The following is a 12,587-nucleotide window of genomic DNA, read 5'->3' on the forward strand; positions in this document are numbered from 1 at the left end:
GGCGCCGTGGCTCTCCTACTTCAGCGCACCCGCCGTGAGCCCCTGCACCACCTGCCTCTGGAAGACGATGTACGCGGCGAGCACCGGCAGCATCGCCATCACCAGCCCGGCGAAGAGGCCGGACCAGTCGCCCTTGTAGCCCTGGCTGACGGCCAGCTGCACCAGGCCCTGGGTGAGGACGTGCTTGTCCTGGTCGGTGTTGAGCACCGTCGGCAGCATGTACTGGTTCCACTGCCCCAGGAAGTTGAAGATGCCGACGCTGATCAGGCCGGGCTTGGCCATCGGCAGCATGATCTGGAAGAACGTACGGGAGTGCGAGGCCCCGTCCACGAACGCCGCCTCAGCCACCGAGCTCGGCAGGGTGCGGAAGAACGCGGTCAGGAAGAACACCGTGAAGGGCAGCGAGTAGGCGATGTAGACGAGGATCAGCCCGTGGATGGTGTTCAGCAGGCCCATGTTGTTCACCACGTAGAACAGCGGGACCAGCGCCAGCATGATCGGGAAGCTCATGCCGCCGATGAACAGGAAGTAGATGAAGCGGTTGCCCGGGAAGTCGAAGCGGGCCAGCACATAGGCCGCCATCGAGCCGAGCACCAGTGTGCCGATGAGCGAACCACCCACCACCAGAACGGTGTTGAGGAAGTAGTCGCTCATGTTGGCCTGGGTCCAGGCCCGCGACCAGTTCTCGAAGTGCAGCGTGTCCGGCAGCGACCAGGGCGAACTGAAGATCGATCGGTCGTCCTTGAAGGACGTCATCACCGCCCACAGCAGCGGCATGACGACCATGAACGCCCAGAGGACGAGCATCCCGTGGGAGAAGACGTTGAGGACGGCGCCCTCCTTCTTCTCCTTCGGGGGCGCTCCGGCCGGGGCGTCCGTCTTGACGACGGGGGCACCGGACTCGGCGGGTACGGGGGCGGGGGTCTCGGTCGTCTTCATGTGTCAGTACTCCAGCCGCTCGCGCCGGCCCAGCCGCATCACGATGGCGGCGAAGGCCAGCGTGACGACGAGCAGGGCGACGCCGATGGTGGTGGCGTAGGCGGCCTGACCGTCACGGAACGCCTTCTGGTACACGTAGAGAACCATGACGGTGGTCGAGTAGTCGGGACCGCCGGGCCCGGTCGTCATGATTCCCACGACCGCGAACGACTCGGCGCCGAGGGCGAGGATGCCCATGTAGACCCAGCCGGACTGCACGGTGTCCCACAGCAGCGGCAGGGTGATCCGGAAGAACGTGGTGATGCGGTTGGCCCCGTCCAGCAGCGCGGCCTCGTACAGGTCGGCGGGGATGGAGGCCATACCGGCCGAGAAGAGGACCACGAAGAAGCCGACCGTGGACCACACGAGCACCGCCATCACGCACCACAGCGCCAGGTTCGGGTCACCCAGCCACAGCGGCTGGACACTGTCCAGCCCGATCCCGCGCAGCAGGGAGTTGATCGCTCCGCTGTCCGGGTTGTACGCGAACTGGAACAGCAGGGCGACGATCGCGATCGAGAGCACCTGCGGGAAGAAGTAGACGATCTTGTAGAACGAGGAGCCGCGGACCCCGGAGACCACCGGTCCGCCCTTTCTCCGCCGTCCGCCGACATTGATCATGAAGGCGAAGAACAGCGCCAGACCGATCGTCACCACCGGCAGCAGCAGCGCGAACAGCAGGCTGTGCTGCAACGACTTCCAGAAGATGTCGTCGTCGAGCATCCTGGAGTAGTTGTCGAAACCGACCATCTTGAACTCGGGACTCAGACCGGTCCAGTCCGTGAACGAGTAGTAGATGGACTGGATGAACGGCCAGACGACGAAGAGCGCGTACAGCCCCAGGGGTACCGCGAGGAACCCCACGATGAACCGGTACTTGCCGTGCTGCATTACCACCGACCCCGATCTGCGCGCGGAAGCCGTCGGGGTGTGCCCGGCGCACGCACGCCGGGCACACCCTGGTGACGCATCCTCACTGGTGCTTGTAGTGCTTGATCGACGTGTCCTTGGCGGCCGCGTCGGCGAAGCCCTGGATCTTCTTGATGGCCTCGGCCGGGGTCATACGGCCGGCCATCATCTCGCCAAGACCGGACACACCGATCTGCTCCTTCTGGAGCTTCACATACCAGTCCTGGATACGCGGGTTCACCACGTTGTCCCCGGCCTTCTCCAGGGCCGCCTGGCCCGACTCCAGGCCGGGGGTGAGGGTGATGCCGGTGGTGCCGCCGTTGTACGCGCTCAGCGACTTCACCTTGGAGGTGAAGTTCCTTGACGAGGCCTCACTGAGCATGATGCGCAGCTGCTCCATGCCGCCGGACGGGTTCTTCGCCTTGGCCGGGACGACGAAGGGCTCGGCGCCGGAGGCCCAGATGGTGCCGAACGGCATCTTGTCGGAGGAGTCAAGGCCGGTGGGCGCGTTGACGGCCAGGCCGAAGTCCTTCGGGATGACGTTCGCCGACTCGTTCTCCACCCAGGAGCCGTTCGGGAGGAACAGGGCCTTGCCCTGGGCCCAGGCGGTCTGCGACTGGATGTGGTCCAGGCCCGGGGTGCCCTTGAGGACGTAGCCCTTCTTGAAGAGCTCGTAGTAGGCCTCGAATGAGGCCTTGACCGCCGGGTGCTTCCAGGCGTTCGGCTCCAGGTTGTCGATGGCGTCGAGGACCTCGCGCCCACCGACCTTGGCGATCATCGGGTAGAGCGAGAAGGGGAGGTAATACGGGTACTTGCCCGCGTACGTCCAGCCCGCCATGCCCTTCTTCTTGGCCTTCTCGCAGACCGCGAGCATCTGGTCCCAGGTCTCGGGGTACTGCTCGTCGAGCGAGTCCAGGGCCTTCTGCGAGTACCAGACGCCGTACACCGTGTAGGCGTAGTACATGATCCAGACCGGGTCGCCGTCGAACTGGCCCATCTCCACGATGCCGGGGCGCAGGGTGTCGCGGACCTTCTTGTCCGGGTCGTCATATGACGGGGCGTCCAGCAGCGGGGTGAGGTCGGCGAGCTGCTTCTTGCCGACGAGGACACCCATGTCCATCTGCTCGGCACCGGAGTTGTCGATGAGGTCGGGCGGGGTGCCCTGGTTGAACCGCGGCTGCAGCGTGGACTGGATCTTCTGGGTGGCGGAGAACTTGACCTTCGCCTTGGGGAAGCTCTTCTCATAGAGCTTCACGGCGTCCTGGCCGTACTCCTTGCCGAAGCCGCCGTCGAACAGGACGAACTCCATCTGCGTGGCGTCGTTGACGCCGAGCGGGTTCTTCGCGGTCTTCTCGCCCGCCTCGGCCTTCTCCTCGCCGCCGCCACCGCTGCTGGCACACGCGGAGAGGAAGCCCATCGTGGGGACGGAGATCAGGCCCAGCGCAGCGGAGCGCTTGATCAGATCACGGCGGCCGACACCCTCGGAGCCGTTGCTCCCGTCGGTAGTGGATCCCATGCTCAAGTCCTCGCCTTCTCCAGGACTCAGGCGGTGAACCGGATCCTCCCGGCACCGCGGTCGGTTCGTGCTGGGGTCGTGCGTGAGGATTCAACAGGGGCGGGACGGCAGTCGGCGCGTGTGACACGGTCCGCGGCCACCCGTAATTCCCCCCGGGTCGTGCCTGTCCACAGCGATGCGGACGCCGACAGGTATAGTCCACTTCCCGTCAGCGGAGCAAGATCGAACGCAAGTTTGGCCTGTGGTCTTTTCCGAGTTGAGACCTCGCGGAAATATGACACCGCTGTGAGCTTCCCAAGCGAAGATCCACACTACTTCGCCCCGGTTCGGCGTGACTTCTGCGGCGCGAAACCAGCCACAGAAAGCCCGGTTGGCACGCCCGACACCCTTGACATCACCCACCACCTGAACCCCTACTAGTGGCTTGCGCAGCGAAGTTGACAACGTTGTCCATTTCTGATCGGTTCCGATCAGGCGCAGGGAGGGTGCGCGCGCATGCGGCACAGATGGGGATCCACGGCGGTGCTCGGCGCCGCCGCCTTCGCTCTCGTGGCGGCCTCGCAAGGGGTGGCCGTGGCACTGCCGGTCACGGCGGCGGCCGCGGACCGGGAGTTCCACTCGTCGTTCGAATCAGATGATCCGTCACCGGACTGGCTCAATACCGTCGACACCGCACCGGACGGCACCAAGAGGGCGTCCGGCGTCGACGGCGGCTACAGCAGCGGCATCCCGGGCAATGTGACCGACCATGTCACGGAGGTCCGGGCGAGCGGTGAGTACGCGGGCGCGGGCGAGGTGAAGGAGAACCTCGTCGACAGCGAACCGAGCACCAAGTGGCTGACCTTCGCGCCCACCGGCTGGGTGGAGTTCGACCTCGACGCCCCGGTGAAGGTCGTGACGTACGCGCTGACGTCGGCCAACGACCACGCCGAACGGGACCCGAAGGACTGGACGCTGAAGGCCTCGGCGGACGGCGAGGACTGGAAGACACTCGACACCCGCTCGGGCGAGTCCTTCTCCGAGCGGTTCCGGACGAAGACGTACGACGTCGACGGCACCCCCGCCGAGTACCGGCACTTCCGGCTGGAGATCACCAGCAACAACGGCGCCGCCGACGCCACCCAGCTGGCCGATGTCCAGTTCTCGACGGGTGGCACCGGTGATCCCGTCCCCCAGGACATGCTCTCGCTGGTCGACCGCGGCCCCAGCGGCTCCCCCACCGCCAAGGCGGGCGCGGGCTTCACCGGCAAGCGGGCGCTGCGGTACGCGGGCCGGCACACGGTGAACGGCCGGGCGTACTCGTACAACAAGGTCTTCGACGTGAACGTGGCCGTCGGCCGGAACACCGAGCTGGCGTACCGGATCTTCCCGTCCATGGCGGACGGCGACCGTGACTACGACTCCACGAACGTGTCCGTGGACCTCGCCTTCACGGACGGCACCCACCTGAGCGAGCTGAACGCCACCGACCAGCACGGCTTCGCGCTCACACCGCGCGGGCAGGGCGAGTCCAAGGTGCTGTACGTCAACCAGTGGAACAACGTCCGCTCGTCGATCGGCTCGGTCGCGGCCGGCAAGACGGTGGACCGGATCCTGGTGGCGTACGACTCGCCGAAGGGCACGGCGAAGTTCCGCGGCTGGCTCGACGACGTGGCCCTGCGCGCCGCCGCCCCCGAGAAGCCGAAGGCCCACCTGTCGGACTACGCGCTGACGACCCGCGGCACGAACTCCAGCGGCGGCTTCTCCCGCGGCAACACCTTCCCCGCGACGGCCGTGCCCCATGGCTTCAACTTCTGGACGCCGGTCACCAACGCGGGCTCCTTGAGCTGGCTGTACGACTACGCACGCGCGAACAACGACGACAACCTGCCCACCATCCAGGCGTTCAGCGCGAGCCACGAGCCGAGCCCCTGGATGGGTGACCGGCAGACCTTCCAGGTGATGCCGTCGGCCGCGTCGGGCACCCCGGACACCGGCCGGGCGGCCCGGGCGCTGGCCTTCCGGCACGAGAACGAGACGGCGCGGCCGTACTACTACGGCGTCCGCTTCGAGAACGGCCTCAAGGCCGAGATGGCGCCCACCGACCACGCGGCGGCAATGCGCTTCACCTACCCCGGCGACGACGCGAGCGTGCTCTTCGACAACGTCACCGACGAGGCCGGCCTGACCCTCGACAAGGAGAACGGGATCGTCACCGGCTACTCGGACGTGAAGTCCGGACTGTCGACGGGCGCGACCCGCCTCTTCGTGTACGGAGTCTTCGACGCACCGGTGACGGAGGGGACCTCGTCCGGGGTGAAGGGCTACCTCCGCTTCGCCCCGGGCGCCGACCGCACGGTCACCCTGCGCCTCGCCACCTCGCTCATCAGCGTCGACCAGGCGAAGGACAACCTGCGCCAGGAGATCCCGGACGGCACGTCCTTCGAGACCGTGAAGACGCGGGCACAGCGCCAGTGGGACAGGATCCTCGGCAAGGTCGAGGTGGAGGGCGCCACACCGGACCAGCTGACGACGCTGTACTCCAGCCTCTACCGGCTGTACCTGTACCCCAACTCGGGCTTCGAGAAGGTGGACGGTAAGGACAAGTACGCGTCCCCGTTCTCGCCCATGCCCGGCCCGGACACGCCGACCCACACGGGCGCGAAGATCGTGGACGGCAAGGTGTACGTCAACAACGGCTTCTGGGACACGTACCGCACGACCTGGCCGGCGTACTCGTTCCTCACGCCCTCTCAGGCGGGCGAAATGGTCGACGGCTTCGTGCAGCAGTACAAGGACGGCGGCTGGACCTCGCGCTGGTCCTCCCCCGGCTATGCGGACCTGATGACGGGCACCTCGTCGGACGTGGCGTTCGCGGACGCGTATGTGAAGGGGGTCGGCTTCGACGCGAAGGCGGCCTACGACGCGGCAGTGAAGAACGCGACGGTCGTCCCGCCGTCCTCGGGCGTGGGCCGCAAGGGGATGACCACGTCCCCCTTCCTCGGCTACACGAGCACCGAGACCCACGAGGGCCTGTCGTGGGCGCTGGAGGGCTACCTCAACGACTACGGCATCGCGCGGATGGGCGAGGCCCTGTACAAGAAGACGGGCGAGAAGCGCTACAAGGAGGAGTCCGCGTACTTCCTCAACCGTGCGCAGGACTACGTGAACCTGTACGACGACAAGGCGGGCTTCTTCCAGGGCCGGAACGCCAAGGGTGACTGGCGGGTCGAGTCCTCCAAGTACGACCCGCGCGTGTGGGGCTACGACTACACGGAGACCAACGGCTGGGGCTACGCCTTCACCGCTCCCCAGGACAGCCGGGGCCTGGCCAACCTGTACGGCGGCCGGAAGGGACTGGCCGAGAAGCTGGACGAGTACTTGGCCACTCCGGAGACGGCCTCCCCCGAGTTCAAGGGCTCCTACTCCGGGGTCATCCACGAGATGACGGAGGCGCGGGACGTCCGGATGGGCATGTACGGGCACTCCAATCAGGTGGCCCACCACGCGCTCTACATGTACGACGCGGCGGGCCAGCCGTGGAAGGCGCAGAAGAACGTCCGCGAGGTCCTCTCCCGCCTGTACACCGGCAGCGAGATCGGCCAGGGCTACCACGGCGACGAGGACAACGGCGAGCAGTCGGCCTGGTACCTCTTCTCCGCGCTCGGCTTCTACCCGCTGGTCATGGGCAGCGGCGAGTACGCCATCGGCTCCCCGCTGTTCACCAAGGCGACGGTCCACCTGGAGAACGGCAGGGACCTGGTGGTCAAGGCCCCGAAGAACAGCGCGAAGAACGTCTACGTCCAGGGCCTGAAGGTCAACGGCAAGGCGTGGAAGACGACATCGCTCCCCCACGAGCTGATCGCGAAGGGCGGCACCCTGGAGTTCGACATGGGCCCCAAGCCGTCCTCGTGGGGCACGGGCGAGAACGCGGCGCCCGTCTCGATCACGCAGGACGACGCGGTGCCGTCACCGCGCTCGGACGTGACGAAGGGCGAGGGAGCGCTGTTCGACAACACCTCGGCGACGGACGCGAGCGTCACGTCCCTGGACCTGCCCGTCGCCGAGCGCACCAAGGCCGTTCAGTACACGCTGACGTCGTCCACGGACCGCTCGAAGGCACCGACCGGATGGGTGCTCCAGGGGTCGGCTGACGGCACCACCTGGAAGACCCTCGACGAGCGGTCCGACGAGTCCTTCACCTGGGACAGGCAGACACGCGTCTTCTCGGTCGCGTCGCCGGGTGCGTACACCCAGTACCGCCTTGTTCTCTCCGGCGAGTCGACCTTGGCGGAGGTGGAGTTGCTGGCCTGAACCGGGTTCCCCCATTGAGGGAGAGGCGGGCGCGGAGGGATCTCCGCGCCCGCCTTGCACTGTCAATGGCGTGCCGTGGTCTCGTCACTTCGCGTGGTGACACCTTCGTACCCGGGAGCACGACGCACCACGGCGTGCACACTGGCGCCCATGGGAGCAGCGATGACCACACCCGAGCCGGCACCGGCCACCGAGGACACCTGGTTTTCCCCGCCGGCAGACGGCTGGACCTTCGACCAGGTCAAGCACTTGGAGCTGCCCTTCGACTGGGAACTTGTGGACGGAGTGATCGCGGCTCGCGGGCAGACCAAGGTGTGGCACAACCACGTGCGGGACGGGCTGAGGCATGCCCTGGAGGCCGCCCGAAGCGAGCCGCACGCGGTGGTGGCCCAGCAGTGCGTCATGGTGGACGACCGCAACGTCCCCAAGCCCGATGTGATCGTCTTCGACCCCCGGAAGCTGAACTTCTTCGAGCTTGAGTGCGTCCCCGCAGAAAAGCTCGCCCTCGTCGTCGAGGTCGTCTCCCCCGGCTCCCGTCAGCACGACCGAGTACGCAAGCCCGCACTCTTCGCTGCGAACAAGGTCCCCTGCTACTGGCGCGTCGAACTCGACCGGGACCGCCGGCTCGCGGTGCACGAGTACTGGCTCAACGTGGACACGCGCTCATACGTCTCCGCTCCCATGCACCCGGTGCACCACGGCAAGCTCATCACCGAGATGCCGTTCCCGGTCGAGATCGACCTCGACGGGCTCGTCGGATTCTGACCCCGCAACTCATTCGCCAAGGGCCGCACCCGCTCGGGTGCGGCCCTCGTGCGTCAGGCGTTTACAAGCGGACCGCTCGGCGCTAGCGTCCGAAGCAGGTGCGGTGGGAGCGCTCCCATATGCGGTGGACCGGAACCCATCCCATGGAGCGCTCCCACCTCCCGCACGCAGGGGCACCGCACGCACCCGGCACCCCTGCGCGCACCCGACGCACACACGCACGTTCCTCATGGCTGTACACCGAAGGAGCGTTTGTCATGCACACGTTAACCCTACGATCGATGCTCCCCAAACGCCACAGAGCCCTCCTCCTGGTCCTGCTCGCCCTCGTCACCACGATCCCGGCGCTCGGCCTGGTCATGACGGCCGGCAGCGGCAAGGCGGAGGCCCACGGCACTCCCATGAAACCGGGCAGCCGCACCTTCCTGTGCTGGCAGGACGGGCTGACCGACACCGGTGAGATCAAACCGGTCAACCCGGCCTGCAAGGCGGCCCAGCAGGTCAGCGGCACCACGCCGTTCTACAACTGGTTCTCCGTGCTCCGCTCGGACGGCGCCGGCCGCACCCGCGGCTTCGTCCCCGACGGGGAACTGTGCAGCGGCGGCAACCCCAACTTCACCGGGTTCAACACGCCCAGCAAGGACTGGCCCCTGACCCACCTCACCTCGGGCGCGACCGTCGACTTCTCGTACAACGCGTGGGCGGCGCACCCCGGTTGGTTCTACGTCTACATCACCAAGGACGGCTACGACCCGACGAAGACGCTCACCTGGAACGACATGGAGGAGCAGCCGTTCCTGACCGTCGACCACCCGCCGCTGAACGGCAGCCCGGGCACGGTCGAGGCCAACTACTCGTGGCGGGGCAAGCTCCCGGACAACAAGTCGGGCCGCCACATCGTCTACGTGGTCTGGCAGCGCTCCGACAGCCAGGAGACCTTCTACTCCTGCTCGGACGTCGTCTTCGACGGCGGCAACGGCGAGGTGACCGGCATCAAGGAGCCGGGCAACCCCACCGACCCCGTACCGGGCCAGTGCTCGGCGACCCGCCGCACGACGGGCACCTGGAACGGCGGCTACCAGTCCGAGGTGACCGTCGAGAACACCGGGAACGTGCCGATGCTGGGCTGGATGGTCGACTGGACGCTGCCGGGCGGGCAGTCGGTCAGAAGCCTGTGGAGCGGCAACGCCACCTACAGCGGGCAGAACGTGATGGTCCACAACGTCGACTGGAACGGGTCGCTGGATCCCGGCGAGAGCACGACGTTCGGGTACGTGGTGGACGGCTCGGGAGGTGATGCGGCCACGAGCCTGGCCTGCCGGGTCGGCTGAGCGGCCACCGCGGCCGGTACGCGAGCCGGTCGCGTGAGCCGGTCGCGTGAGCCGGGCGGCTCGGAGCGGACCGGGTGGGCGGCCGTGCCCGCTCATCCGGTCCGCGCGCCGGGCCGGTCTGCTCCGGAGGGGTGAGACCGCACGCGCGCCTCCGGCACCGTACGGCCGCTTCCGTGGTACCGGTGGCGCACGTCACTGTCCCCGCGGTGTGTGCCATCTGTGGTGCGCGACCCGTCCGAAGGAGGAGGGGCCGCGTCATGCGTTTCCGTCCCACGTTCCTGCTGCTGGCCGCAGCCCTGACACTGGGGGGCACCACCCCGGCTCTGACGGACCGGGAGAGCGCCTCCCCGGAACCGGTCCGGGACCCCACCGTGTACGTCGATCCCCTCATCGGCACCAGCAACGGCGGCAACGTCTTCCCTGGCGCCGTCGTCCCGTACGGCATGCTCTCCTGGAGCCCGGAGAACACCCGCGGCGACGCCACCCGCACGGCCGCGCCCGGCGGCTACCGGTACGACGCCACCCGCATCCGAGGCTTCAGCCTCACCCACATGTCCGGTACGGGCTGCGCGGGCGGCAGCGGTGACATCCCGTTCTTCCCGTTCGCGGGCGAGGTCACCTCTTCCCCGGCCGGCGACACCAAGGACGCGGTGTACGCGTCCGACTTCGCGCACGCCGACGAGACGGCCGAGCCCGGCCACTACAAGGTGAAGCTGGCGTCCGGAGTGACCGCCGACCTCACGGCGACCGCCCGCACGGGCTCCGGCCGCTTCACCTACCCCGCCGACAGGCCCGCCACGATGCTGATCCGCACGGCCAACTCGGAGGTGGGATCGACCGTGTCGGACGTACGGATCGATCCGGCGACCCGCACGGTCTCCGGCTCGGTCACCTCCGGCAACTTCTGCGGCTATCTCTCCCCGGAAGGCCGGCGCGCCTACTACACGCTGCACTTCACGGCCCGCTTCGACCGCGCCTTCAAGGCGGTCGGCACCTGGCAGGACGCCACCCTGACCCCCGGGTCCACGTCGGCGGGCGGTGGCACCGGCGGGTTCTGGGAGGGCGGCCGTCCCGTGGCGGGCAAGGGCGCGGGCGGTTATGTGGAGTTCGAGCCGGGTTCCGGACCCGTGAACGTCAAGGTCGGCATCTCCTACGTCAGCCGGGCCGGCGCCGAGGCGAACCTCAGGGCCGAGAACCCGCGCGGCCGGTCCTTCGACGCCGTACGGGAGGCCGCGCGCCGCGCCTGGCGGGACCGCCTGGGTGCGATCCGGGTCGGCGGCGGCACGGAAGCGGACCGTACGACCTTCTACACGGCGCTGTACCACTCCCTGCTCCACCCGAACGTCATCAGTGACGCCGACGGACGGTACCGGGGCAGCGACGACCGCGTGCATGAGGTCGCCAGGGGACGCGGTGCGCAGTACGGCACGTTCTCCGGCTGGGACGTCTACCGCTCCCAGGTCCAGATGCTGACCCTCCTCGACCCGCGCACCGGCTCCGACGTCGCCCAGTCGCTCCTCGAACTCGCCCGCCAGAACGGGGGCGTGTGGGACCGCTGGCTGCACGGCGCGGCGGGCACCCACGTCATGAACGGCGACCCGTCGCCCATCGCCCTCGCGGGCATCCGGGCGTTCGGCGGCACGGACTTCGACCTGCGGGGCGCGCTGGACTCGCTGGTGCGGGCGGCCACGGTGCCCACCGAACGGGACCTCTCACCGGCGGGCAGGCCGGTCCTCTCGGCGGGGCAGCGGCCCTCGCTGGACAAGTACCTGGCGAAGCACTACATGCCGTCGGTGTCGAACGCCTGGGGCGGTGCCGCCGAGACACTGGAGATGTCGGGCGCCGACTTCGCGCTCTCCCAGCTGGCACGGGCGGCAGGAGAGAGCACCACGGCAGCCGCCTTCGCCGACCGCTCACAGTGGTGGCGGAACAACTTCAACAGCGCGGCCACTCCGGCCGGCGGCTACATCGCCAACCGCAAGGCGGACGGCTCCTGGGTCACGGGCTTCACCCCCGCCACCCGCAACGGCTTCGTGGAGGGCACGGCGGCCCAGTACACCTGGATGGTGCAGCACAACCCGGCCGGCCTGTTCGCGGCCATGGGCGGCCGGGACAAGGCGGTCGCCCGCCTGGACAACTTCTTCCACAAGGACGACGGCAGCTGGGCGCTCACGGACAGCGGCGGCGAGAAGTCCGAACTGGACAACGAGCCGACGATCAACGTCCCCTACCTCTACGCGTACGCGGGCGCCCCGTACAAGACGCAGGAGACGGTCCGCGCGGCGATGCGCGAGCTGTGGTCCACCCGGCCGGGCGGCATCCCCGGCAACGACGACCTGGGCACGATGTCGTCCTGGTACGTCTTCTCGGCGCTCGGCATGTATCCCCAGGTCCCGTCACGCGCCGAACTGGTCCTGTCCTCCCCGCTGTTCCCCTACGTGCACATCGAGCGACCGCACGGCAACGACATCGAGATCCGCGCGACGGGGGCGTCGGCCGGCGCCCCGTACGTCCACGCGCTGAAGGTCGACGGCCGTCCGGCCGATCGCCCCTGGCTGCCGTCGTCGTTCGTCCGTGACGGCGGGCGGCTGGACTACACCCTGGGCGCCGCTCCGAACCGCACCTGGGGCAGCGACCCCGCCGACGCCCCGCCCTCCTTCCGCGAGGGCGAGCGGCCCCACCGGGCCGGCCGCTGACCCGCCGCACCCGCGGTCCCGGCCCGGGGCGCCCGCGCCTGCCGGGGCCCCGCGACGACGGAACATATGGCGTGTTCGTCCAGGTATGCGATTCTGATG

At 68.3% G+C, this 12,587-nt stretch carries 6 protein-coding genes and 1 pseudogene; 4 read left to right on the forward strand and 3 right to left on the reverse strand.

Annotated elements, in window-relative coordinates:
* Positions 1 to 15 precede the first annotated feature (15 nt).
* The 3 genes from FPZ41_RS08595 to ngcE all read right to left on the reverse strand — a co-directional run bounded on the left by FPZ41_RS08595 (position 16) and on the right by ngcE (position 3,403).
* Positions 16 to 939, reverse strand: a complete 924-nt coding sequence (locus FPZ41_RS08595) for a carbohydrate ABC transporter permease (protein WP_152860675.1) — start codon at positions 937 to 939, stop codon at positions 16 to 18.
* A gap of 3 nt (positions 940 to 942) precedes the next feature.
* Entirely contained in the window at positions 943 to 1,869 is a 927-nt protein-coding gene (locus FPZ41_RS08600; protein WP_152860677.1) for a carbohydrate ABC transporter permease, read from the reverse strand.
* 82 nt (positions 1,870 to 1,951) lie between these two features.
* Positions 1,952 to 3,403 (reverse strand): N-acetylglucosamine/diacetylchitobiose ABC transporter substrate-binding protein, encoded by a 1,452-nt coding sequence (gene ngcE / locus FPZ41_RS08605; RefSeq protein WP_152860679.1) that lies wholly within the window; start codon positions 3,401 to 3,403, stop codon positions 1,952 to 1,954.
* A 495-nt stretch (positions 3,404 to 3,898) separates the two neighbouring features.
* Between ngcE and FPZ41_RS08610 the strand changes: the two genes are divergently transcribed.
* From FPZ41_RS08610 to FPZ41_RS08625, 4 genes and pseudogenes are all read left to right on the forward strand, one after another.
* Entirely contained in the window at positions 3,899 to 7,696 is a 3,798-nt protein-coding gene (locus tag FPZ41_RS08610; RefSeq protein WP_152860681.1) for a GH92 family glycosyl hydrolase, read from the forward strand.
* Between the two features lie 150 nt (positions 7,697 to 7,846).
* The gene (locus tag FPZ41_RS08615) at positions 7,847 to 8,461 is read left to right on the forward strand and encodes a Uma2 family endonuclease (RefSeq protein WP_152860683.1); all 615 of its coding nucleotides are present in this window, start codon (positions 7,847 to 7,849) and stop codon (positions 8,459 to 8,461) included.
* A gap of 281 nt (positions 8,462 to 8,742) precedes the next feature.
* Positions 8,743 to 9,792, forward strand: coding sequence for a lytic polysaccharide monooxygenase auxiliary activity family 9 protein (locus FPZ41_RS08620; protein ID WP_152860685.1), 1,050 nt, complete (start codon positions 8,743 to 8,745; stop codon positions 9,790 to 9,792).
* Between the two features lie 257 nt (positions 9,793 to 10,049).
* Positions 10,050 to 12,482, forward strand: a pseudogene (locus tag FPZ41_RS08625) (GH92 family glycosyl hydrolase); the annotation flags it as partial.
* Positions 12,483 to 12,587 lie beyond the last annotated feature (105 nt).

Origin of the sequence: Streptomyces acidicola (genome assembly GCF_009377235.1) — a bacterium.
GTDB lineage: Bacteria > Actinomycetota > Actinomycetes > Streptomycetales > Streptomycetaceae > Streptomyces > Streptomyces acidicola.